Consider the following 22,281-nt stretch of genomic DNA (forward strand, 5'->3'; position numbering starts at 1 on the left):
TTGATGACCATGACCCGGACATTACGCATCACCTATTCCCTGTCGTTCATCGGCCTGCTGGTAGGCATGGGCGCCTGGTCCACCGGTGGCCTGCAAAGCTTCCAGCGCACCGAACAGATGACCGTGCTCAACGGCAAGCTGGCCAAGGCCGCCGAGACGCACTACGACGACGAGTTCCCGATCAAGCGCCTGGGCACCAACCTCTGGGCCGCGCTGGATTACAAGCTGTTCAACGAAGGCCGCCCGGGCGTGGTGCTGGGCCGTGACCAGTGGCTGTTCAGCGACGAAGAGTTCAAACCGACTGCCGGTGCCGACCAGCTCATGCAGGAAAACCTGGCGCTGATCCGCGGTGTGCGCGACACCCTGCAACAGCACGGCAGCCAGCTGGTGCTGGCGATCGTGCCGGCCAAGGCGCGGGTCTACTCGGAGTATGTGGGCAAGGAGGCGCCAGCCAGCCTGCATGACGACCTGTACAACCAGTTCCATGCCCAGGTCCGTCAGGCCAACGTGTTCGCCCCTGACCTGATGGCCCCGATGGAACAGGCCAAGGCCCGCGGCCAGGTCTTCCTGCGCACCGATACCCACTGGACGCCGATGGGCGCTGAAGTCGCCGCACAGGCTGTGGCCGAGGCGGTCGGGCGCCAGAGCCTGCTCAATGGCGCCCCCCAGACGTTCATCACCGAGACCGGCAACACCGCCCCGTACAAGGGCGACCTGACCAACTTCCTGCCACTGGACCCGCTGTTCAGCAACCTCTTGCCCAGCCCGGACACCCTGCAGCAACGCAGCACGCGCCCGGTCGAGGCCGAAGGTGATGCGGGCGATGCCCTGTTCGCCGACAGCCAGATCCCGGTCGCCCTGGTCGGCACCAGCTACAGCGCCAACCCGCACTGGAACTTCCTCGGCGCGCTGCAGCAGGCCCTGCGCAGCGACGTCGCCAACTATGCCGAAGACGGCCACGGCCCCCTGCTGCCAATGCTCAAGTACCTGCAAAGCGATGCTTTCAAGAACGCCGCGCCACAGGTTGTGGTGTGGGAATTCCCCGAACGTTATCTGCCAATGAAAAACGACCTCAGCAGCTTCGATCCACAGTGGATCGCGCAACTGAAGAACACCCGCAAATCCGAAGAAAACCTGGCCCTGTCGTCCAACCGGACGGACCACTGATAGATAGAGAGGAACACGCACATGACTACCAAGACTTCCATTGCCAAAGCCCTCACCCTCGCAGCAGGCCTGTCGTTGGCTTCGATGCAGGCATTCGCCGGCGCCGACGCTGCCCTGTATGGCCCGACCGCACCGAAAGGCTCGACCTTCGTGCGCCTGTACAACGCCTCCCCTGCACCGGCTGCCGCCAGCGTCGGCAACACCCAGATCAAACAGGTCGGCGCCCAGGCCAGCAGCGACTTCAGCTTCCTCCCGGGCGGTGACTACACCGCGCAGGTCGCCGGCAAGAGTGTCCCGGTCAAGCTCGCCGCAGACAAGTACTACACCCTGGTCAACAACGGCAGCGGCAACCCGCAGCTGATCGAAGAACCGCCTTTCAAGAACAAGCAGAAAGCCCTGGTGCGTGTACAGAACCTGAGCGATCAGGCGCTGGCCCTGAAGACCGCTGACGGCAAGACCGAGGTGGTTACTCCGGTGGCGGCCAAAGGCCGTGGCGAGCGTGAGATCAACCCGGTCAAGGTGAACCTGGCCCTGTTTGCAGGAGACAAGAAAGTCAGCGACGTCAAACCCGTCGCCCTGGAGCGCGGCGAAGCCGCCGTGCTGTACGTCACCGGCTCGGGCAGCAGCCTGTCGCCAGTCTGGGTCACCCGCCCAGTGTCCACCAACTGATCCTCTGCCTCTTTAACGACCTTATTGGAGAAACAACATGATCCCGGTAATTCTTTCTGGTGGTAGCGGTTCGCGTCTGTGGCCTTTGTCGCGCAAGCAGTTCCCCAAGCAGTTCCTCGCCCTGACCGGTGAGCACACGCTGTTCCAGCAAACCCTCGAGCGCCTGGTGTTCGAAGGCATGGACGCCCCGATCGTGGTCTGCAACAAGGACCACAAGTTCATCGTCCAGGAACAGCTCGCGGCGCTGAAACTGCAAACCCAGGGCATCCTGATGGAACCCTTCGGCCGCAACACGGCCCCTGCGGTGGCCATGGCCGCCATGAAGCTGGTCAACGAGGGGCGCGATGACTTGATGCTGGTGCTGCCGGCCGACCACGTGATCGACGACCAGAAGGCCCTGCAACGTGCCCTGGCCCTGGCCACCGTGGCCGCCGAGCGTGGCGAGATGGTGCTGTTCGGCGTCCCGGCGACCAAGCCCGAGACCGGCTATGGCTACATCCGCTCCAGCCAGGACGCCCTGCTGCCCGAAGGTGTGGCCCGGGTGGCGCAGTTCGTCGAAAAACCCGACGAAAAACGCGCCGCCGAATTCGTTCAGTCCGGTGGCTACTTCTGGAACAGCGGCATGTTCCTGTTCCGCGCCAGCCGCTTCCTTGAAGAGCTGAAAAAGCACGAGCCCGACATCTATGACACTTGCGTGCTGGCCCTGGAGCGCAGCGACGAAACAGATGATGTGCTGAGCATCGACGAAGCGACCTTCGCCTGCTGCCCGGACAACTCCATCGACTACGCGGTGATGGAAAAGACCCAGCGCGCCTGCGTTGTACCGATGTCGGCTGGCTGGAGCGACGTCGGCTGCTGGTCGTCGCTGTGGGAAGTGCATGACAAGGACGCCAATGGCAACGTCACCAAGGGTGATGTGGTGGTGCAGGACAGCCGCAACTGCATGATCCATGGCAATGGCAAGCTGGTGTCGGTGATCGGCCTGGAAAACATCGTCGTGGTCGAGACCAAGGACGCGATGATGATTGCCCACAAGGACAAGGTCCAGGGCGTCAAGCAGATGGTCAAGACCCTCGACGAGCAAGGCCGCAGCGAAACCCAGAACCACCTTGAGGTGTACCGCCCGTGGGGCTCTTACGATTCGGTGGACATGGGCGGCCGCTTCCAGGTCAAGCACATCACCGTCAAGCCGGGCGCCAGCCTGTCGCTGCAGATGCACCACCACCGGGCCGAGCACTGGATCGTGGTATCGGGCACCGCCGAAGTGACGTGCGATGAAAACGTTTTCCTGCTCACCGAAAACCAGTCGACCTATATCCCGATCGCCTCGGTCCACCGCCTGCGCAACCCGGGCAAGATCCCGCTGGAGATCATCGAAGTGCAGTCCGGCAGCTACCTGGGCGAAGATGATATCGAGCGCTTCGAGGATGTGTATGGGCGCACGGCAACTCCCGTCGAACGTGGCGTATCGGTGAAGACCATCGCGCAGTAAGCTACGAGCTGCAAGCTACAAGCACAGCGGGTCGGCGGTGTACCTACAGATGTGGGGCCATCGCCGACCCGCTTTTCTCTTGCAGCTTGCCGCTTGCAGCTTGCAGCTGGCCGCTCCAAGATGTCCGAAGACTCGAACGGGAATCGGACCACATGATCATCGGCGCCTTCCTCATCCTCACCTGGCTGGTACTGCTGCTGCGTTACCCGGCCAAGGCCCTGCTGATCTCGCTGGCCGCTGTCTGCGGCCTCGGGCTGGTCGCGCTGTTCGTCGTCTGGCAGGACACACGCGAAGCTTCGCAACTGGCGCGTCTTGACCTGCGCCTGACCTATGCCCCGGATCAATGCCCCGCCGACCGTGCCTTGAAGGTACACATGAAAAACGGCAACAAGGCTCCGCTGACAGAACTGCGCTGGCGGGTCGGTGCCTATGCCCCGGGCGATACCATCAACCTGGCCGAAAACACCTACAGCGCACCGCGCTATCGTGGGCCGGGCGAACTGCAGCCTGGGGCAGAATGGACCGATTGCCTGCCACTGCCGCCACTGCGCGCCGGCTACCGGCCGCAGACACTGGAGTTTCGTGCCGAGCATCTACAGGGTACATTCGCCAACTGATACGGTGCCTGCTCTGGCCCTATCGCCGGCAAGCCGGCTCCCACAGGTTCACCGCTGCCCGCAGATTCGGGGTACTTCTGGGAGCTGCCTTGCCGGCGATAGGGCCAGCCCAGCCTATACATAACTTACTTTGAGCACAGGCCTGCCCAATGCCCACCGTCCTGATCACCGGTTGTTCCAGCGGCATCGGCCGCGCCCTGGCCGAAGCCTTTCGCGATGCCGGCCACGACGTTTGGGCCACCGCCCGTAAAGCCGAAGACGTCGAACACCTGGCCGGCGCCGGCTTCACCGCCCGGCAGCTTGACGTCAACGACGCCGAGGGCCTGAAGCACCTGGCCGAGGAGCTGGAAGCACGCCACGGCCGGCTCGACATCCTGGTCAACAACGCAGGTTACGGTGCCATGGGCCCCCTGCTCGATGGCGGCGTGGACGCCCTGCGCCAACAGTTCGAAACCAATGTGTTCGCCGTGATCGGTGTAACCGGTGCACTGTTCCCGCTGCTGCGCCGTGCGCGTGGGCTGGTGGTCAACATCGGCAGTGTATCGGGCGTACTGGTCACGCCGTTCGCCGGCGCCTACTGCGCCTCCAAGGCTGCCGTGCACGCACTGAGCGACGCCCTGCGCCTGGAGCTGGCGCCTTTCGGCATTCAGGTGATGGAAGTGCAACCGGGGGCGATCGCCTCACAATTCGCCAGCAATGCCCAGCGCCAAGCCGATCAGGTGGTAGCGGCGCAGTCGCCGTGGTGGCCGCTGCGCGAGCATATCCAGGCGCGGGCCCGCGCCTCGCAAGACCGGCCCACATCCGCGGCGCAATTTGCCCAAGGGCTGCTGGCGGCCACGCGCAAATCGCCTGTGCCAGCGGTGGTGCGGCTGGGCAATGGCAGTACGGCGTTGCCGCTACTGGCACGCTGGCTGCCACGCCGGTTACTGGACTGGGTACTGCGCAAACGCTTCGGGCTGCTGCGACCGCTCTGATTCACCGCCCAGGTGGATCACCTGCCCCCATTTGCGCTCGGCCATGCCGCGGGCGTAATGACGCTGCAGGCGCCGGGCAACGTCCCGCGTGCCGTTGTTGACCAGGATATCGGTATGCGGCACCTGCTCCAGCAACGCCTGTACGCCCTGTTCGGTGCCCAGGTCAGCGGCAACACCAATGATCCGTGCCTTGGGCAAGCGCTCACGTATCGCTTTCAGCGCAGCGTCGACCAACGCCTGGGTGCGGTCGTTGAGCACGACCTCCGCGCCGGCGGCGGCAAGGTCTATGGCGGTAGACAGGCCCTGCCCTGCCATGGAGCCACTGATGAGTGCGCGCTTTCCATTGAGGGAGAGGTGCATGGCTGCCTCCGCTTGATCACACCTTTGTCGTCGGCTGCCCGTCGAACGCCTGCCAGCCACCACCCAAAGCCTTGTACAGCCCGACCAATGCCTGCGATACCGCCGCCGAACTGTCGATCCACTGCTCTTCGCTGGCCAGCAACGCACTCTGTACAGTCAGCACGTTGAGAAAGTCCACTGCCCCTTCCACGTACTGACGCTGGGCGGTTTCCAGGGCGATGCGGTTCTGCCGCACCGCTTCGGCCAAATGATCACGGCGCAGCTGGCTGGCGTTGTACAGGCGTAACACATCGTCGATCTCGTGCCAGGCACCGAGCACCACCTTGCGGTAGTTGAGCGCCGCCTCCTGCTGCTGCGCCTCACGCAGCGCCAGGGTGCCCTTGAGCCGGCCACCCTCGAAGATCGGCAACGACAGCTGTGGGCCGAAGGCAAAGCGGCGCGAGTCCCAGGCGCCGAAATCCGACAGTTGCATGGCCTGGAAGCCGACGCTGCCGGACAGCCGGATGCTGGGGTAGAAATCCGCCTTGGCCACGCCAATGCTGGCAGTGGCCGCATGCAGCCGCGCCTCGGCCTGGCGGATGTCCGGACGGCGCTCGGCCAGCTCGGACGGCAAGCCGATCGCAAATTGCTGCTGCGGCGCGGGCAACTCCCCGCCCTCAAGCAACTGTGCCTGCAAACTGCGTGGGGGCTCGGCCGCCAGCAGGCTGAGCGCGTTGATCAGGTCGTCGCGCCGGGCCTCCAGGCTCGGTAGACGGGCCTGGATCGAGGCAACCTGGGCACTGGCCTGGGCCACGTCGAGCCGGGTGGCGACACCCTCGGCCTGGCGGTCCTGGGACAGCTTCAGGCTGTGCCGGGCGACCTTCAGGTTGTCGCGCGTGACATCGAGCGTGTGCTGCACGGCACGCAACTGGATGTAGTTGCCTGCGGTTTCCGACAACAGCGCCAAGAGCACACCGCGCCGGTCATTCTCGGCCACTTCCACCGTGGCGTCGGCAGCCTCCACCTGCCGGCGCACCCGGCCCCAGAGGTCCAGCTCCCAACCGGCGACCAGGTCGCCCTGCCACAGGTTGAACGCCGACTTGCCTGCTTTGCCAGACGGGTCGCTGAGGCCTTCGGCACTGTTACGGGCGCGGCTGTAGCCGCCATCCACATCGACCGACGGCGCCTGGTCGGCAGCCACCGTGCTGCGCAAGGCGCGGCTTTGCAGCAGCCGCGCACTGGCGATCTGCAGGTCGAGGTTACGCTCGGCCACCTGCTGGATCAGCGCACTCAGGCGCGCATCGTGGAAGGTCTCCCACCAACGCAGTTCAAGCGGTTCTGCTTGCGGCTGGCTGGGTGCCGCCTGGCCCTGCAGCGGTGCCCATTGCTGCGGGGCCTGGCTGGCCGGGCGTTTGAAGTCGGGGCCCAGGGTGCAGCCGGCCATCAGTACGGCCAGCAGCAAGGGGCTCAAGCGTACTGCCGGTTTCATCGTGCACTCACCTCTTTGCCACTGAACGTGTCACCACGGGTGTCGATGGTCGCTTCCACCGACATGCCCACACGCAGGCGCGCAAGCAACGGCTGGCCGTCATCGAAGACGATTTTCACCGGGATGCGCTGCACGACCTTGGTGAAGTTGCCGGTGGCGTTGTCGGGTTTTACTGCCGCGAAGGTCACGCCAGTTGCAGGCGCAATGCTTTGGACATGGCCCTTGAGGGTTTCACCGGAAAAGGTATCGACGCTGATACTGACAGGCTGCCCCGGCTGCACATGGGTCAGCTGGGTTTCCTGGAAATTGCCGACCACATAGGCATGCTGCAAGGGCACCACCGACAGCAGGCGTGCGCCCGGGTTGACGAAGGCGCCAACGCGCAGGGCACGCTCACCGACCATGCCATCCACCGGGGCAGTAATGCGCGTGTAGGACAGGTCCAGCTGAGCTTTTTCAACGCCCGCTTCGGCACGCTTGAACTGCCCATCGGCGCTGGCGACCTGAGCGCTGAGGATGTCCACCTGCTTGCGCGCGGCAACCAATGCAGCCTGGGTATTGGCCAGCCGTGCGCGGGCCTGGTCGACCCGGCTGCGCGCCTGCTGGGCATTCTGCACGGTGCCGGCGCCCTGCTGGGCGAGGCGGCTGTAGCGGTTGACCTCGTGGTCGGCGAACGATGCTTCGGCCTGCGCTGCCTTCACCGCCGCCTCGGCCTGGGCAATCAATGCCGCCTGGCGTTCCAGGGTGGCACGGGCATCGGCGCTTTGCGCCTTGGCCACCAGCAACTGGGCCTGCGCGGCATCCAGGGCGGCCTGGTAGTCCCGCGCATCGATGGTCGCCAGCAACTGGCCGGCCTGCACCTGCTGGTTGTCTTCGACCAGCACTTGCTTGACGAAGCCGGCCACCTTGGGCGCCACTACGGTGTAATCGGCGATCACGTAGGCGTCGTTGGTGCTTTGCCGGTGGTCACTGCCGAGCAGCCAGGGGCCGACGATACCCGCCAGCACGGCCACGGCGAGTACCGAGCCGATCACGATTGTCTTGCGCTTGTTGGTCATTTTCAGCGGTCTCGAATTCATCCGGGCTCAGGCCACCGCGCGCGGTGGGTAGACCCGGGTAGGCACGAAAGGAATCAGGCAGATCAGCGCCACGGCGATACCGGCCATGACCAGGTAAAGGTCGGCCGAAGTCAGCACCAGCGCCTGGTCATGGATACGCTTGGCAAGGCCCGCAGCGTTGTCATCGATCAGCGGGGCGTTGCCCAGGCTGTCCACCAGGTGGTTGGAATGAAAGTGTCGGCGCAGCGTGCCGAGGGCATCCAGCAGGCCACCGGCGATCACTGCGGCGAGCCCCTTGACGGTGTTGAACCAGCTGGAGGCGAATGGGCCTTCCTGTGGGCTCATGCCATTGGTGGAGAGCATCAGCAGCGGCAGTACCGCCATCGGTTGGCCGAACACCTGAAGCAGGTAGAAAGGGTAGAAATCACCACGGATCCACTCGGAGGTCAGCAGGCTGCTGCCGATGCACGACAGCGCCAGCATCGCCAGCCCCGTGGCCAGCACCCAGCGGCAGTCCACCGCACGCAGGTTGCACAGTGCCGCCGTCAACGGCAGGGCAATCAGTTGCGGCATGGCCACCAGCATCATCAGCGGGCTGGTTTGCGCCGGGCGATACCCTTGGATTTGCGCAAGGTAGGCAGAGGGAATGCTGCCCACACCGGAAAGCACCACCAACACGCCGGCCAGGGTGACCAGCGCGAAGCTCAGGTTGCGGCGCGACAGCATGCGCAACTGGAAGAACGGCAGCGGCTCGGACCATTCGTTGTACAGGAACAGCACCAGCAACAGCACGCCCCCGCCCAGCAGCCAGCAGATCAGCGGCGAATCGAACCAGCCCCAGCGGTCCCCTAGCGACAGGCCCAGGACAATGCAGCTGATGGCCGGCAGGCCAAGCAACACGCCGCGCCAGTCGAACTGCTTGAAGCGCTCCAGGCGCAGCGGGTCTTGCGGCAAGCCCCAGCCGACACAGCACATGGCCAGGGCCGAGGGCAGGATGATCTGCCAGAACGCCCACTGCCACCCAACGTATTCGGTCCACAACCCGGCCAGCGGCGTGCCGAGGTTGGGCCCGAAGGTGGCCGTCAGGGCATAGCAGGCCAGGCCGTAGACCTTGATGCCCGGCGGCAGAAAACGCAGCGCCACGCTCATGAGCATCGGTGGCAAGGCGCCCGCTGCAAAACCCTGAAGGATGCGCAGCAGCATGAGGCTGTGCAGGTTGGGGGCCAACGGCTGCAGCAACCCCAGCAGCGCAAACAGCCCGACCGCGCTCATGGTGAAGCGGCGCAAGGAGAAGGTAGTGGCCAGCCACGGCGCGAAGGCCATGGCCGAAACCGACGCGGCGCTGTACACCGCCAGCAGCCAGGCGCCCTCGTCGGCGCCGATGCCCATGCCCCCGCGGATATCGGCCAGGGAAATCTTGGTCACCGACTCGTTGAGGCCGGCGCACAGCACGGCCAGCAACACGCCGAACAGCCCGACCACCACGCGCAGGCCGAACGCCGACTGCACGGGCGCAGCCGGCGCGGGGGCGGCGGCGATCGCGGTGGCAGGGGCGGACAGGGAACTCATGGGTAGACAACTCCAGCAACAATTTTATGGCTGGGGCAAGTCTAAGAAAGTCGAATGCTTACGAAAACTGACTTATCGGCAGCTTTATATTGCGTTTGACGCAATCCGCCCCAGCCGCCGTAGGGCGAAGCGGGTTTATGGATCGACACTGCAGCAGGTTTTCAGGATCTGCCGCAACCAGCGGTGGGCCGGATCGTTGTGATAACGCGGGTGCCAGGCCTGCAGCACGGTTACCCGCTCCAGCGGCACCGGAATCTCGAACGAGCGCAACGGTAAGCCGAGCTTGTGCACACTGTTGAGGATATTGGCGGGCATCGGCAGGATCAGGTCCGAATCCGGCAGCGAGAACAACGCCGAGTGGAAGCTCGGCGTGATCAGCGCCACGCGCCGCTGCACCTTGAAGTTGGCCAGTTCGACGTCAATCGGCCCATTGGCGCGGCCACGCCTGGATACGCTGATCTGTGGATAACTGGCAAAGCTCTGCGGTGTGATCGGCTGGTCGAATATGGGATGGTCGCGCCGCGCCAAACCCACGTAGTAGGTCTGGAACAGGCTCTGCACCTTGATCTCCGGGCCCAGGTCGACGGTCGAGCTGATGATCAGGTCGGTGCGCCCGTCGCGCAGCACGCTATCGTCATCACCGCCGGGGCTCTCGGGCACGAAGCGCAGGACCGTGCGCGGGGCCTGCTCATGCATGCGGCGCAACAGCATGGCGCCATACAGGGCAATGAACAGGTCATTGGTGCGGATGTTGAAGGCTCGGTCGAGCTTGGGCAAATCCACCTCTGCAGCACTGCGGAACACCTCACCGGCCTGCTCCACCAGCGCCGCCACCTGCTCGCGCAGGGCCAGCGCCCGAGGTGTCGGTACCAGGCCACGACCCGCGCGTACCAGGATCGGGTCGCCCAAGGCATCGCGGATACGCCCGAGGGTCCGGCTCATCGCCGCCGGGCTGAGGTTCATGCGCTGCGCCGCACCGACCACACTGCCTTCATCGAGCAGGGCGTCGAGGGCGACGAGCAGGTTCATGTCCGGGAGTGGCATGGCCGATTTCCGTGGCAGTTGTGGGAACGCGATGTTAACAGGTCGCATGATTGCACCAGACGCAATGCGTTCGTGCGTGGAGGGGCATTTATCTCGAGGGCGAGATGAGCCATTAATGATGCTGTGGCTGTACCGGCCCTATCGCCGGCAAGCCGGCTCCTACAGGTGCCCCACTGCCCTGCGATCGGTGCATTACTTGTGGGCCGGCTTGCCGGCGATGGGGCGGTACAGGCAACCGACCAGCCAGTTTTTCAGCAAGGAACCTCCATGCCCAGCCCCGTCCTGATCGCCATCGACGCGTCCCCTGCCTCGACCGCCCTGCTCACCCTCGCCCGCCGCTACTGCCGGCCCGACGAACACGAACTGCATGTACTGCTGGCCATCGACTCGACTTTCGCGGTGCACGACAAGCCTGCGCCCTACACCGCCGAGGAACTGGAGCAATACCCTGCCGCCTGTGAGGAACAACGCCTCGGCGACCGCGCCGTGGCCGAGGCTGTTGCATGGCTAAAGCAGGCCGGCTTCACCAGCCACGGCTGCATGGTCGCCGGGCAACCGGTCGAGGCCATTGTCGCCAAGGCACGGGAACTGCAATGCGAGCTGATCATCATGGGCCACCGGCACCTGTCGCGGCTGGGGCGGATGCTGGATCCGTCGATCAGCACTAAAGTGATCGATCGGGTTGAGGTGCCAGTGCTGGTGGGAGCGGCTTGAGGGGACATTTTCAAAAGCCATGGCTCACTCTTGACGAATAGCCAGCTCCCGCTCGATCTGCTCGACAGTGGGCAAGCTTGCCTGCAGCTCTTCCGGCAAGGTATTGATCAACTGAAATTCAGCGACACCAATGGGTTGAGACTTGCCGCGTAACGCGTACTCGGCCACCACCTTGTTCTTGCCTTTGCACAGCAGCAAGCCAATCGTGGGGTTGTCTTGCTCTAGCTTCATCTGTAAATCAACTGCAGTGAGGTAGAAGCTCAGCTGACCCAGATGCTCCGGCTTGAACTTTTCTGCCTTCAACTCAATGACTACATAACAACGCAGCTTCAGGTGGTAAAACAGAAGATCGATATAGAAGTCATCACCTCCGACTTCCATATGCACTTGGCGGCCGACGAAGGCAAAACCTGCCCCTAGCTCAAGCAGAAATTGGGTGATGTGCTCCACCAACGCTGCCTCGATCTCTCGTTCACTCGCCTCTTGGGTTACATTCAGGAAGTCGAAAAGATAAGGATCCTTTAGAAACTGGCGAGCCAGGTCAGTCCCTGGCGGTTGCAAGAGCGCCGAAAAATTTGAAACACCATTACCCTCGCGCTCCAGCAACCTGGACTCGATATGCATCTGCAAGGTCGACCGTGACCAACCGCACTCCGATGCCCGCACTGCATAAGCAAGCCGCTCTTGTGGCTTTTTTAACTTGGTCAGCAACACCAGATTATGGCCCCATGGCAATTGTCCAACAGCCTGTTGGACAATTGCTTCCTCTGGCCAAGCCTCAGCAAATGCTCGCATATACATCAGATTGGCTCGTGAGAACCCCTTCATCGCGGGGAACGCAGTTTTGAGGTCATGAGCCAGCCGCTCTATGACTTTCGCTCCCCAACCTTGAGCCGCTTGGCGTTCGACAATATCTCGCCCAAGATGCCAATAAAGACCCACCAGCTCCCGATTCACGGCAAGGCTGGCCCTTTGCTGGGCTTTTTGAATACGACCTTTCAGGTCAGCTAGCCAAGCGCTGTAGCCCTGAGGGGTGTCGATCAGGGATAGCGTTTTTTCGGGCATGGGATCAGAGTTCCTCGAACAATCGATGGGTTGCTTTCGTGACAACCCAGGCTGCTCCGATGGAAAAGCACCGCCAAGAGCTCCAGCAGGCGATTTCTCCCTAAATCAAGTAGGATATTTCCCAATCCCTCCCTGAGCTCAAAACTAACGTTCTTACGGCATCCCGCGATAACAGTTTCATTCCTCCCTCTTCACCACCACCGTACACGTCGTCCCCGCCGCCAGCAGAAACCCGTCCGGCACTTCATCAATGTGAATCCGCACCGGCACGCGCTGGGCCAGGCGCACCCAGTTGAAGGTCGGGTTCACATCGGCAATCAGCTCGCGGCTCTGCGGGTTGTCGCGGTCGTAGATACCGCGGGCGATGCTCTGCACGTGGCCCTTGAGCCGTTCGCCGCTCATCATCTGCAGCTCAGCCTGGTCACCCACCTTCACGTGCGGCAGCTTGGTTTCCTCAAAGAAGCCGTAGACCCAGAACGAGTTTTCATCGACCACTGCCATCACCGCCTCACCGGTACGTGCATAGTCGCCTTTGTGGATATTCAGGTTGGTCACGTAACCATCGACCGTGGCAACGATCCGGGTGCGCTTGAGGTTCAGCTCGGCCGCTGCCAATGCTGCCTGGGCCTGTTGATAGTCGGCCAGGGCGGCGTTGGCGATGTTGCTGGCGTCGTCGCGGTTTTCCTTGGAGATCACCAGGTTGTCCATGTCGGCACGGCGCCGGGCGTTGACCTTGCGCATCTCCCAGGTGGCCTTGCGCGAGGCGACCAGCGCCTTGGCCTGGTCGACAGCCAGCTGGTAGTGCTCGGGGTCGATGCGGATCAGCAGGTCGCCCTTCTTCACCCGCTGGTTATCCTTGACCGGTACGTCCACTACATAACCGGGCACGTCGGCGGCGACATTGATGATGTCGGCCCGCACGCGGCCGTCACGGGTCCAGGGCGTGGTCATGTAGTGCAGCCACAACTGGCGACCGATCACCACGGCAGCGGTCAGCACCAGCAAGGTAGCGATCAGGCTGAAGAACTTTTTCATCGAAGGATTCTCACCAGTAGAGCGACAGCGCCAGGGCGCCGAACAGGCAGACGAACAGGCTCAGGCGCAACAGCGCCGGGTGCCAGAAGAAGCGGTAGCCATCATGGCTGGCAATGAAGCGGTCCAGGCCCCAGGCCAGGCCCAGGGCGAACAGGAACATCAAGGTCATGGTGGGCATGTACACGCCATGAAAAGCGATCTCACGGGGCATGATTTCACGGAACATCGTGCAATCCTTTCGTCGTAGCCAACGGCGACTGTGGGTCGAGCAGGGAGGAACGGATGAAGTGCAGGTAGCTCTGCGCGCGGCGTAACACCGAGGTGTCGAAGTGCCGGGCGAAGGGTTCGTCGGTGGCCTGCACGCGGCTGATGGCGTGGTCCACCGCCACCAGCGCGCGCTCGTGGTTGCTGGCGCTGGGCTGCAGGAACAGTCGTGCCAAGGCGCGGCCCATGACACGGATGGCCTGGCGCCACGGCTGCGACTCGGCATACGCCGGGTGGATTGGTGCGCGGGCCTGCTCCTTGCGCAGCTCGATGACCGCGTGGCCGATTTCCAGCACGGTGAACATCCAGCCCATCAGCTGGCTTTGGACCTGCGGCTTGCCGGCAGCCAGGCCATAGGCCTGGTGCAACAGGTCACGGGTGCGGCTTTCGAAAGCCGAGCCCAGACCGCGCAGGCGACCGCTGATGGCGAACAGCACCTGCTCGCGCAGCTCCTGCTCCAGGCGGCTCCACAACCAGCGGCTGTTGGGCGGCAGGATGATCGCCCCGGCCGCAGCGCAGACGAACATGCCGATGACCATGCCGATGTAGTCGTTGATGAAGGTGTAAGGGTCGTACACGGTCAGGTTGTTGGGCACCGAACCGATGGCGAAGAACACCAGCAGGCCTATGCCGTAACCTGCGTAAGCCGGCCGCGAAGACAGGAACGCGCCGAGCACGAACACCGGCGCCAGGACCATGCACAGCAGCGGGAAACCATCGATCCAGGGGAACACGAAGAAGGTTTCGAAGAAGCCGACGAACGCGCCGATCGCCGTGCCGCAGGCCATTTGGAACGACATGCGCTTGGGGTTCGGCGAAGCCGCCGACAGGCCCACGGTGACGGTGGCGATCAAGGTCATCATGGCCCCGCTGGGCCAGTCGCTGAGCAGCCAGTAGCTACCCAGCAGCAACAGCACCGCCGAGGCGCGCACGCCAGCGGCCAGCGACACCAGCCAGCTGGTCCGGGCCACGTAAGGCTCGTCCCACTGCTCGCGCGCGTGCGTGTGCGCTGCCAGGGAGGCATGGGTTTCGGCGTAGCTGTACATCTCGTCGACGAAGCGATAGAGCAGTTCGAAAGCGGTATGGAAATCCAGCAGGTCGGACTCGCTGGGCTCGGTCAGCAGGTACTCGGCGCGCAGGCCGCGTACCTGAGCCTGCAGGCCCTCTTTGTAGGCCGCCAGTTCCAGCGTCAGGCGCAGTGCATCGGCATCGGTCAGCGCACGCCCTACATAGGGCTCAAGCAGCTCGACCAAGGTGTTCAGGCCCGGCTCGATGGCCCCGACGATCTGCAGCGGGCCGCGGGCGCGCAAGCGCTCAAGCAACCGGTGCAGGGCGTTGAAGCGCGTGGTGATGGCCATGAACTCACTGTTCATGCGCACCAGCCGGCCAGAGCGCCTGCGCATGTGTGGGTCTTCGAAGGCGGTGACGTTGCGCAGGCTTTCCAGGCCGACCGCCTCGGCGACGAAACGCACGTTGCTGGTTTCGAAACGGTCACGCTGGCTGTCACCGCGCAAGGCCTCGACCACCACCCCGGCGAACACACCAAAACGCTGGTACAACGCATTGCGCATGGCGGCGCTGGCCGATTGCGGCAGGATCGCGGCGCTGACGAAGGTCGAGACGAGAATGCCCAGGGCAATCTCCAGCACGCGCCACACCGCTGCCATGAACGCCTGGTCAGGGTGCTCCAGCACCGGCAGGCCGATCATGGCTGCGGTGTAACCGGCCAGCACGAAGCCATAGGCGCGCAAGGTGCGGTAGCGCATGGCGCCCGCCGAACACAGGCCCACCCACAGTGCCAGGCTGGGCAGGAACAGCTCAGTGTTCTGCGGGAACAGGGCGATCAGCGCCACCATCATCGCCGAGCCGGCCAGGGTGCCGAGCACTCGGTAGAAGCTCTTGGCGAAGACATGGCCGCTCTGCGGCTGCATGACGATGAACACGGTGATCATCGCCGTGCGCGGCTGCGGCAGCTCCAGGCGCATGGCCAGCCACAAGGTGATGAACGCAGCGGCGAGCACCTTGAAGATGTAGACCCAGGTCACCCCGTCGGTACGCGCCCAGGCAAAGAAGCCACGGCGCCACTCCAAGCTGTGCAGCCAGCGCAGGGGCAAGCTCGATGTACTCATTCGGCGTGGTCCGGTTTGCGTTCGAAAACAGCCAGGGTGGCCGGGGTTTTCGGCGCCGCCTGGCGCTCCTGCTCAGGCACGTCCTTGCCGGCCTGCAGGCCACCGCCCAGCGCGGTCACCAGCTCGGCATGGGCGATCAGGCGCGCGGCCTGCACCTGCTGCTGCACCTGCTGCTGACGCAGCAGCAAGGTCTGGGCACTGAGCACGTTGAGGTAGTCGGTCAGGCCGCGCTGGAAGGCGACCATGGCAATATCGTAGGTTTTCTGTGCAGCGACCACGGATTCGGCGGCGAAGTGGGCCTGCTCCTTCATCGACTCACGGCGGATCAACTGGTCGGAAATGTTCTTCAGCGCGCCGATGACCGTCTGGTTGTAGTGCGCCACGGCCACGTCATAGCCCGCCGAGGCCACACCCAGCTGCGAGCGCAAGCGGCCGCCGTCGAAGACCGGCAGGCTGATGGCCGGCCCGACGTTGTAGTTGAACTTGCGCCCGGTAAGGAATTCCAGCGGCCCGCCACCGGTGGCCATGAAGCCCAGGCTCCCGACCAGGTCAACGTTGGGGAAGAAACCGGCGTGGGCGACGTCGATACCACGCGCCTGCGCGGCCACCTGCCAGCGGCTGGCGACCACGTCGGGGCGCTGGCCGACCAGCTCGGCCGGCAGGGCCGACGGCAGTTTCAAAGGGGCGGCGAGGGCCAGGCTGGGGCGCTGGATCTGCGCGCCCTCACCCGGCCCCTTGCCCGCCAGCGCGGCCAGCTGGTTGCGGGTAAGGGCGATTTCTTCGTCCAGGCTATCCAGTTGGCGGTGGGTTTCGGGCAACGGTGCTTCGGCCTGGCTGACCTCAAAATGGGTACCGATACCGCCGTCCAGGCGGCGCTTGGCCAAAGCCAGGATCTGCTCCTGCTGCTCCAGCTGGGCCTTGACGATGTCGCGCTGGGCGAAGTGCAGGCTGAGCTGAATGTAGGCACGCACCACATTGTTCTGCAGTTCCAGTTGCGCCTGGCGGGCCTCGGCCACGCTCATGTGTGCCTGGTCCACGGCCTGTTCGCTGGCATTGCGCTCGCGCCCCCAGAGGTCCAGGGCATAGCTGAAGCCGATGGCGGCGTTGTTGTCCCAGGTGTTGGCACCCGACAGTGCGCCAGGGCCATAGAACTGGTCTTCAGGCCAGTTGTGGCGTTTGAGCGACGCTTGACCGTTGGCCTGCAGCTTTTCTGCCGACTCGACCACACCGGCCATGGCCTTGGCTGCGCGCACCCGCGCTGCGGCCATGGCCAGGGTCGGGCTACCGGCCATAGCCAGGTCGAGCCAACGATCGAGCTGTGGATCACGGTAGGCGTGCCACCACTGCTGGTCGGGCCAGTGGGCATCGCTGGCGGCTTCGCGGATGGCCGCATCGGTGGTCAGGGTATTGGCTTGGAGGGTCTTGCTTTGTGGGGCAATGCCCCAGGTTCCGATACAGCCGCTCAAGGTGAGGCTAAGGGCACAGGCACTGAACGCCTGAAGCGTTCTGATGATGCGACGCGGCACAGCTGCGATTTCCCGAGGAAGAGGTGGAGGGCTGGGCAATTCTAGGGGGCGGCCGCACTGGCGATAAGCGCAGATTCCTGCGAATCTTTGTTACCAAAACAGCGATAATCCGGCTTTGGTCGAAGGCACATGCAACTAACTTCGTGACACAATTTGCCCTCTACCTTGAGAGTGACCCATGGACACCCTGCAAAACATGCGTGCTTTCAGTTGCGTAGCCCAGCTTGGCAGTTTCACTGCCGCTGCGGCGCAACTGGATACGACTACCGCGAACGTGTCGCGGGCGGTCTCCAATCTGGAAGCCCATCTGCAAACCCGGCTGCTCAACCGCACCACCCGGCGCATCGCCCTGACCGAGGCGGGCAAGCGTTACCTGATGCGCTGTGAACAGATCCTCACCTATGTCGAAGAAGCCGAAGCCGAGGCAAGCGACGCGCATGCCCGGCCTGCCGGGCAATTGAAGGTGCATTCGATGACCGGGGTCGGCCAGCACTTCGTGGTCGATGCCATCGCCCGCTACCGCGAGTCGCACCCGGACGTGACCTTCGACCTGACCATGGCCAACCGCGTCCCCGACCTGCTCGACGAAGGCTATGACGTGTCCATCGTGCTGGCCACCGAGCTGCCGGACTCAGGTTTCGTGTCGCAGCGCCTGGGCATCACCTACAGCATCGTCTGCGCCTCGCCCGAGTACGTGGCCAGGCACGGCTTCGCGCACAAGCCGGTCGACCTGCTGCAGCATGCCTGCCTGCGCATGGTCAGCCCGGTGATCCCGCTGGAAAAGTGGTTGTTCGACGGCCCGGAAGGCCAGGAACTGGTCAACATCACCAGCTCGCCGTTCCAGGTCAACTCGGCCGACGCGATGAAAACCGCGATTCGCAGCGGCATGGGCATGGGCGTGCTGCCGATCTACTCGGCCATCGATGGTTTGCGTGATGGCAGCCTGGTGCGGGTGATGCCGGACTACCGGCTGCAGGAACTGAACCTGTATGCGATCTACCCGTCGCGCCAGTACCTGGATGCGAAGATCAAGACCTGGGTTGAGTACCTGCGCAACTCGTTGCCAGAGATTCTCGCAGCCCATGAAGCGGACCTGAAAACCCACGAGTTGCTGATCGCGAACTGAAAGCAGCTGCAAGCGGCAAGAAAAAGCAGATTGGTGCACGCGCTGCTTTTTCTTGCGGCTTGAAGCTTGTAGCTTGTAGCTTGTAGCTTTTGCGTTGGAAGTAGCCCGATGAAAAAGACCGTCCTGGCCTTCAGCCGTATCACCCCGGCCATGGCCGAGCGCCTGCAGCAAGATTTCAACGTGATCGTGCCGAACCCCAAGCTCGGCGACATCAGTGCCCAGTTCAATGAAGCTTTGCCCCAAGCCCACGGCCTGATCGGCGCCGGTCGCAAGCTCGGCCGCGCGCAGCTCGAGGGGGCAGCCAAACTGGAAGTGGTGTCCAGCGTATCGGTGGGCTACGACAACTACGACGTCGACTACTTCAACGAGCGCGGCATCGCCCTGACCAATACCCCCGATGTGCTCACTGAAAGCACCGCCGACCTGGGCTTCTCGCTGATCATGGGCTGCGCCCGCCGCACGGCCGAACTGGATGCCTGGACCAAGGCCGGCCAATGGCAAGCCACCGTCGGCCCGGCGCACTTCGGCAGCGATGTGTACGGCAAGACACTGGGTATCGTCGGCCTGGGCAACATCGGCGCGGCCGTCGCCCGCCGTGGCCGCTTCGGCTTCAACATGTCGGTGCTGTATGCCGGCAACAGCCGCAAACCGGCGCTGGAGCAGGAACTGGGGGCGCAATACCGCAGCCTCGAACAACTGCTGGCAGAGTCCGATTTCGTCTGCATCGTGGTGCCGCTGTCCGACGCCACCCGCAAGCTGATCGGTGCTCGCGAGCTGAAGCTGATGAAGCCGAGCGCCTTCCTGATCAACATTGCCCGTGGCCCGGTGGTAGACGAGGCAGCGCTGGTCGAGGCCCTGCACAACGGCACCATTCGCGGCGCTGGTCTGGATGTCTACGAGAAAGAGCCGCTTAGCGAATCGCCGCTGTTCAAATTGCCCAATGCCCTGACGCTGCCGCACATCGGCTCGGCCACCGCCGAAACCCGTGAGGCCATGGCCAACCGGGCAATGGACAACCTGCGTGCGGCGCTGCTGGGCGAGCGGCCGCAGGACCTGGTGAATCCGCAGGTGTGGAAGGGCTGATTACGCGTTTGTCCCACCAAAGGGCCTGCGCAGACAACCTTCACGTGGGTTGTCTGCGCCGCCTCAGCACCTTGCGCACCACGTACCGGGGCCGCTGTTTGGTCTCCTGGTAGATCCGCCCTACGTACTCCCCCAGTATTCCGATACCGATCAACTGCACACCGCCAAGGAACAGCACTGCCGTCATCAACGACGGATAGCCCGGCACATCGTTTCCGTACAGCAGTTTGTCGATCACCATGTACACCGCAAAGGCAAAAGCCGACAGCGATACACCTCCGCCCACGTAACTCCATAGCCGCAAAGGCACAGTGCTGAACGAGGTGATGCCATCCAGGGCCAGGTTCCACAGCCGCCAGAAGCTGAACTTGCTGTTGCCCGCCGTACGTTCGGGCCGGTCGTATTCGACGATGGCAGTACGAAAGCCTACCCAGGACAACACACCTTTCATGAACAACTGCTGCTCCGGCAACTGGCGGATGGCGGCTACTACTTTACGGTCCAGCAGGCGAAAATCACCGACGTTCTCCTCGATCCGGGTCGAGGCAATGCGGTTGTGCAGGCGGTAGTACAAGCGTGCGCTCCACCGTTTGAACCGTGTGTCAGCGGCACGGCTACGGCGCTTTGCCAGAACGACCTCCGCCCCTTGCTGCCACACATCGATCATCTGCGCGATAAGCTCGACCGGGTCCTGCAAGTCGACATCGATCGGCACCACGGCGTCGCCCTCGGCGTACTCAAGGCCGGCGAACAACGCCGACTCCTTGCCAAAGTTACGCGAGAAATTGACGACGGTTACCCATTCATCCCGTGCCGCCAACTCGGCGCAGATGGCCTCGCTGGCATCATTGCTGCCGTCATTGACCAGCAGGATCTCGACCACCACGCCCTGTAAAGACGGCTCGTTACGCACCGTGTGATAGAACCGTTCGAGGGTGTCCTGCTCGTTGTACAGGGGCACGACCAAGGTAATGTTCATGGCTGCCTCCGCTTGAACACCACTGTCCGCGAGTAGCCGTAGCCGATGATCAGGCTGACGGCTGAAAAAGCTACCAAGGTCAGCCAGGGTGACAAACCAGCCCGGTCCGATAGCGCCCCCATGCTCAGGCTCAGGCAACCCATGCCCGATACGAACGCCAGGTAACGCAGCTTGCTCGGCGCGGTGGCGAACGTGAAGCGAGCATTGAGGTAATAGGACGCACTGACAGCCACTGCGAATGCCAGCAAGTTGCTCGATGCCTGGTTCAGCCCGGCAGCCTGGTGCAGCAGGAAGAAAACCGCCCAGTGCAACAGCGTATTTCCAACACCGATGAGGCCATACCGGTAGAAACGCAGGGTCGTTACCATCGGTAGGCCTCGCTCTGGGCAGGTGCTTTCATCAGCACATAGCCGTTACCGTCGACCAGGTGGATGTCGAAAAACGTGCTCTTCACCACCGCTGCATGGCTGCGCGCAAGTACCTGCTCACGGTCGAGCGGGGGATTTGTAGTGAAGTTGACCAGCCCGAGGCGCGGCATCATCTCAGGCAACAGCAGAAAATCGATGTTCAGGACATAACGCAACGCTGGCATCTGTTCATAACTGGCGCTGGCTGCAGGCAACCAACGTGCGCTGCTACCGATGTCGAGAACATAGAATCGCTTGGTCTCGTACAACTGCGGCCGGCTTTGGATGGCATTGGCGAGCGAAGACGTCACCATGCGTTGCAGTTCCTTCTGCACGATCAGCGTTCGGCCGTAAGCAAACGAAAATGACAACATGAACAACACAGGAATAGCCAGCAGCCACCTCAGCCGACCGCCAAGCCCTGACAGTAGCCGATGGGCCAGCAGTGCCAGCATCATCAAGACCACGCCGAACCCCATCAACAGGCGTGCGCGACCGTCAAAATGCGCGAACACCATCATCAGGCCGTACACCAGCAACGCCACAGCCGGGATGGGCAGCAGCAGCGCAGCCGTCAACACCCCCCGTTCCCATACAGGGCGTGGATCAACCAATACCTCACGCAAGGCGATCAGCAGCGCCACAAGCGCCAGCCCCGAAAGGCCGATGAACACCCACGCCGTTCCTGGCGTGATCAACATCGCCACGTGCCCCAAGATAACTTCCAGGCGCCGCAACAGCTCAGGCCACCACTGGGCATCCAGAGGCAGCAACGCGGTGCGGGGGACATCTATGAACTGATGGGCCGTGAGCAAGTACAGCAGGCACCCGCCGAGCAGTTGTGTCAGCCGGCCGAAAAGATGACGGCAGACCTGATGCAACCCGGCATGGCCGAGCACCTGACGCATGATTTCGAGGCAACACAAGCCAGCGAAGACGTTGATGCTGACCTGGTAGAAACTCGCGGCACATGCCACCAGCACGCCGCCCAGCAGGCACTGCTGCCAGCGCTCGGCACTCAGCGTGATGGCCCAGACGCATGCAGCCAGCGCCAACGCCATACCGGGTGCGTCGTATTGGTACGACAGGTTTTGCAGAAAGAAGGGGTTGTACCATAAGGGCAATACCACCAGCACAGAGGTCGCCGTGGGGGCCGGGAAGTAATGTGACACCAGCCGGGCGAGCGCCAGTGCAGTCACGCTGGCAGCCAGCAGAATAGGCAAAGGGAACAGATTCACAGCCCCGACAGAGAAGCCCAGCATGCGATGCATCAGGTAGAGCAGGAAGCGCCCCTGCCCCGTCCAGGATTCATTGCCGGTAGGCGTGAGGCCAGCGTTCTGGGCGCGCCACACATCATCGATATAGGCGTAATCGGCAAGCACCAGCGGCAATAGATGCACCGCCAAGGCCAACAGGCAGAGCAGCTGCACCTGACGATGCGACAGTCGCTTGTTCCAGGGGAGCAATGGTGACATTGACGTTTCCGGGCTAATGGCTCCCGGGCAAGTCTAAACAGCCCACCCCGTGCCAACACC

The 22,281-nt window shown here is 63.3% G+C and carries 21 protein-coding genes; 8 read left to right on the forward strand and 13 right to left on the reverse strand.

The features are described from left to right. Positions 1–9: 9 nt before the first annotated feature. From IWW33_RS06920 to IWW33_RS06940, 5 genes are all read left to right on the forward strand, one after another. A complete protein-coding gene (locus tag IWW33_RS06920) occupies positions 10–1,167 on the forward strand; it encodes an alginate O-acetyltransferase (protein ID WP_174142261.1) in 1,158 nt (385 codons plus the stop codon). 21 nt (positions 1,168–1,188) lie between these two features. After that, the gene (locus tag IWW33_RS06925; RefSeq protein ID WP_115273612.1) at positions 1,189–1,836 is read left to right on the forward strand and encodes an alginate O-acetyltransferase AlgF; all 648 of its coding nucleotides are present in this window, start codon (positions 1,189–1,191) and stop codon (positions 1,834–1,836) included. A 37-nt stretch (positions 1,837–1,873) separates the two neighbouring features. Then, entirely contained in the window at positions 1,874–3,328 is a 1,455-nt protein-coding gene (locus IWW33_RS06930; RefSeq protein ID WP_046784811.1) for a mannose-1-phosphate guanylyltransferase/mannose-6-phosphate isomerase, read from the forward strand. Positions 3,329–3,480: 152 nt separating this feature from the next. Next, positions 3,481–3,945 carry a multidrug transporter gene (locus IWW33_RS06935; protein WP_174142260.1) on the forward strand — a complete coding sequence of 155 codons (465 nt, stop codon included), beginning with the start codon at positions 3,481–3,483 and terminating at the stop codon, positions 3,943–3,945. Positions 3,946–4,094: 149 nt separating this feature from the next. Beyond that, positions 4,095–4,919: an SDR family oxidoreductase gene (locus tag IWW33_RS06940; RefSeq protein WP_046784809.1), complete on the forward strand. Its 825-nt coding sequence runs from the start codon at positions 4,095–4,097 to the stop codon at positions 4,917–4,919. Here the strand turns inward: IWW33_RS06940 and IWW33_RS06945 are convergent. The 5 genes from IWW33_RS06945 to IWW33_RS06965 all read right to left on the reverse strand — a co-directional run bounded on the left by IWW33_RS06945 (position 4,869) and on the right by IWW33_RS06965 (position 10,418). Next, positions 4,869–5,279, reverse strand: coding sequence for an SDR family NAD(P)-dependent oxidoreductase (locus IWW33_RS06945; protein WP_119688302.1), 411 nt, complete (start codon positions 5,277–5,279; stop codon positions 4,869–4,871). The genes IWW33_RS06940 and IWW33_RS06945 overlap by 51 nt on opposite strands. Positions 5,280–5,295: 16 nt before the next feature. Continuing rightward, the gene (locus IWW33_RS06950; protein ID WP_174142259.1) at positions 5,296–6,747 is read right to left on the reverse strand and encodes an efflux transporter outer membrane subunit; all 1,452 of its coding nucleotides are present in this window, start codon (positions 6,745–6,747) and stop codon (positions 5,296–5,298) included. Further along, a complete protein-coding gene (locus IWW33_RS06955) occupies positions 6,744–7,805 on the reverse strand; it encodes an HlyD family secretion protein (protein WP_115273609.1) in 1,062 nt (353 codons plus the stop codon). The genes IWW33_RS06950 and IWW33_RS06955 overlap by 4 nt, the downstream gene beginning before the upstream one ends. A 27-nt stretch (positions 7,806–7,832) precedes the next feature. Then, on the reverse strand, positions 7,833–9,374 hold the full coding sequence (locus IWW33_RS06960; protein ID WP_046784806.1) for an MFS transporter: 1,542 nt from the start codon (positions 9,372–9,374) through the stop codon (positions 7,833–7,835). Between the two features lie 135 nt (positions 9,375–9,509). Then, the gene (locus IWW33_RS06965; protein ID WP_115273607.1) at positions 9,510–10,418 is read right to left on the reverse strand and encodes a LysR family transcriptional regulator; all 909 of its coding nucleotides are present in this window, start codon (positions 10,416–10,418) and stop codon (positions 9,510–9,512) included. A 267-nt stretch (positions 10,419–10,685) separates the two neighbouring features. Between IWW33_RS06965 and IWW33_RS06970 the strand changes: the two genes are divergently transcribed. Then, on the forward strand, positions 10,686–11,132 hold the full coding sequence (locus IWW33_RS06970; protein WP_115273606.1) for a universal stress protein: 447 nt from the start codon (positions 10,686–10,688) through the stop codon (positions 11,130–11,132). Between the two features lie 24 nt (positions 11,133–11,156). Here IWW33_RS06970 and IWW33_RS06975 read toward each other — a convergent pair whose 3' ends face one another. From IWW33_RS06975 to IWW33_RS06995, 5 genes are all read right to left on the reverse strand, one after another. Next, positions 11,157–12,197, reverse strand: a complete 1,041-nt coding sequence (locus tag IWW33_RS06975; protein WP_115273605.1) for a PDDEXK nuclease domain-containing protein — start codon at positions 12,195–12,197, stop codon at positions 11,157–11,159. A 177-nt stretch (positions 12,198–12,374) separates the two neighbouring features. Then, a complete protein-coding gene (locus IWW33_RS06980) occupies positions 12,375–13,232 on the reverse strand; it encodes an HlyD family secretion protein (RefSeq protein WP_115273604.1) in 858 nt (285 codons plus the stop codon). 10 nt (positions 13,233–13,242) lie between these two features. Next, positions 13,243–13,443 carry a DUF1656 domain-containing protein gene (locus IWW33_RS06985; protein ID WP_008097766.1) on the reverse strand — a complete coding sequence of 67 codons (201 nt, stop codon included), beginning with the start codon at positions 13,441–13,443 and terminating at the stop codon, positions 13,243–13,245. A 4-nt stretch (positions 13,444–13,447) separates the two neighbouring features. Next, on the reverse strand, positions 13,448–15,625 hold the full coding sequence (locus IWW33_RS06990) for an FUSC family protein (RefSeq protein ID WP_046784802.1): 2,178 nt from the start codon (positions 15,623–15,625) through the stop codon (positions 13,448–13,450). Further along, complete coding sequence (locus IWW33_RS06995; RefSeq protein ID WP_174142258.1) at positions 15,622–17,151, reverse strand: efflux transporter outer membrane subunit; 1,530 nt, start codon at positions 17,149–17,151, stop codon at positions 15,622–15,624. Before IWW33_RS06995 ends, IWW33_RS06990 begins: the two co-directional genes overlap by 4 nt. Positions 17,152–17,329: 178 nt before the next feature. Here IWW33_RS06995 and IWW33_RS07000 point away from each other — a divergent pair, with 178 nt between their 5' ends. Beyond that, entirely contained in the window at positions 17,330–18,277 is a 948-nt protein-coding gene (locus tag IWW33_RS07000; protein ID WP_046784800.1) for a LysR family transcriptional regulator, read from the forward strand. 108 nt (positions 18,278–18,385) lie between these two features. Further along, the gene (locus IWW33_RS07005) at positions 18,386–19,360 is read left to right on the forward strand and encodes a D-glycerate dehydrogenase (protein ID WP_046784799.1); all 975 of its coding nucleotides are present in this window, start codon (positions 18,386–18,388) and stop codon (positions 19,358–19,360) included. Between the two features lie 40 nt (positions 19,361–19,400). On the opposite strand, the gene IWW33_RS07010 is transcribed toward IWW33_RS07005, so the two are convergent. Genes IWW33_RS07010 through IWW33_RS07020 form a run of 3 tightly spaced genes read right to left on the reverse strand, consistent with a single transcriptional unit; the run spans position 19,401 to position 22,221 of the window. After that, positions 19,401–20,339 carry a glycosyltransferase family 2 protein gene (locus tag IWW33_RS07010; protein ID WP_174142257.1) on the reverse strand — a complete coding sequence of 313 codons (939 nt, stop codon included), beginning with the start codon at positions 20,337–20,339 and terminating at the stop codon, positions 19,401–19,403. After that, positions 20,336–20,707 (reverse strand): GtrA family protein, encoded by a 372-nt coding sequence (locus IWW33_RS07015; protein ID WP_115273600.1) that lies wholly within the window; start codon positions 20,705–20,707, stop codon positions 20,336–20,338. Before IWW33_RS07015 ends, IWW33_RS07010 begins: the two co-directional genes overlap by 4 nt. Next, complete coding sequence (locus IWW33_RS07020; protein ID WP_174142256.1) at positions 20,701–22,221, reverse strand: glucosyltransferase domain-containing protein; 1,521 nt, start codon at positions 22,219–22,221, stop codon at positions 20,701–20,703. The genes IWW33_RS07015 and IWW33_RS07020 overlap by 7 nt, the downstream gene beginning before the upstream one ends. Positions 22,222–22,281: the final 60 nt, after the last annotated feature.

It is taken from the genome of Pseudomonas sp. M2, assembly GCF_015751845.1.
Classification (GTDB): domain Bacteria; phylum Pseudomonadota; class Gammaproteobacteria; order Pseudomonadales; family Pseudomonadaceae; genus Aquipseudomonas; species Aquipseudomonas putida_E.

Bases quoted from the DNA above. Each gene is read 5' to 3' on its own strand.
- IWW33_RS06920 (WP_174142261.1), top strand. From the start codon at position 10: ATGACCCGGACATTACGCATCACCTATTCCCTGTCGTTCATCGGCCTG.
- IWW33_RS06925 (WP_115273612.1), top strand. From the start codon at position 1,189: ATGACTACCAAGACTTCCATTGCCAAAGCCCTCACCCTCGCAGCAGGC.
- IWW33_RS06930 (WP_046784811.1), top strand. From the start codon at position 1,874: ATGATCCCGGTAATTCTTTCTGGTGGTAGCGGTTCGCGTCTGTGGCCT.
- IWW33_RS06935 (WP_174142260.1), top strand. From the start codon at position 3,481: ATGATCATCGGCGCCTTCCTCATCCTCACCTGGCTGGTACTGCTGCTG.
- IWW33_RS06940 (WP_046784809.1), top strand. From the start codon at position 4,095: ATGCCCACCGTCCTGATCACCGGTTGTTCCAGCGGCATCGGCCGCGCC.
- IWW33_RS06945 (WP_119688302.1), bottom strand. From the start codon at position 5,279: ATGCACCTCTCCCTCAATGGAAAGCGCGCACTCATCAGTGGCTCCATG.
- IWW33_RS06950 (WP_174142259.1), bottom strand. From the start codon at position 6,747: ATGAAACCGGCAGTACGCTTGAGCCCCTTGCTGCTGGCCGTACTGATG.
- IWW33_RS06955 (WP_115273609.1), bottom strand. From the start codon at position 7,805: ATGACCAACAAGCGCAAGACAATCGTGATCGGCTCGGTACTCGCCGTG.
- IWW33_RS06960 (WP_046784806.1), bottom strand. From the start codon at position 9,374: ATGAGTTCCCTGTCCGCCCCTGCCACCGCGATCGCCGCCGCCCCCGCG.
- IWW33_RS06965 (WP_115273607.1), bottom strand. From the start codon at position 10,418: ATGCCACTCCCGGACATGAACCTGCTCGTCGCCCTCGACGCCCTGCTC.
- IWW33_RS06970 (WP_115273606.1), top strand. From the start codon at position 10,686: ATGCCCAGCCCCGTCCTGATCGCCATCGACGCGTCCCCTGCCTCGACC.
- IWW33_RS06975 (WP_115273605.1), bottom strand. From the start codon at position 12,197: ATGCCCGAAAAAACGCTATCCCTGATCGACACCCCTCAGGGCTACAGC.
- IWW33_RS06980 (WP_115273604.1), bottom strand. From the start codon at position 13,232: ATGAAAAAGTTCTTCAGCCTGATCGCTACCTTGCTGGTGCTGACCGCT.
- IWW33_RS06985 (WP_008097766.1), bottom strand. From the start codon at position 13,443: ATGCCCCGTGAGATCGCTTTTCATGGCGTGTACATGCCCACCATGACC.
- IWW33_RS06990 (WP_046784802.1), bottom strand. From the start codon at position 15,625: ATGAGTACATCGAGCTTGCCCCTGCGCTGGCTGCACAGCTTGGAGTGG.
- IWW33_RS07000 (WP_046784800.1), top strand. From the start codon at position 17,330: ATGGACACCCTGCAAAACATGCGTGCTTTCAGTTGCGTAGCCCAGCTT.
- IWW33_RS07005 (WP_046784799.1), top strand. From the start codon at position 18,386: ATGAAAAAGACCGTCCTGGCCTTCAGCCGTATCACCCCGGCCATGGCC.
- IWW33_RS07010 (WP_174142257.1), bottom strand. From the start codon at position 20,339: ATGAACATTACCTTGGTCGTGCCCCTGTACAACGAGCAGGACACCCTC.
- IWW33_RS07015 (WP_115273600.1), bottom strand. From the start codon at position 20,707: ATGGTAACGACCCTGCGTTTCTACCGGTATGGCCTCATCGGTGTTGGA.
- IWW33_RS07020 (WP_174142256.1), bottom strand. From the start codon at position 22,221: ATGTCACCATTGCTCCCCTGGAACAAGCGACTGTCGCATCGTCAGGTG.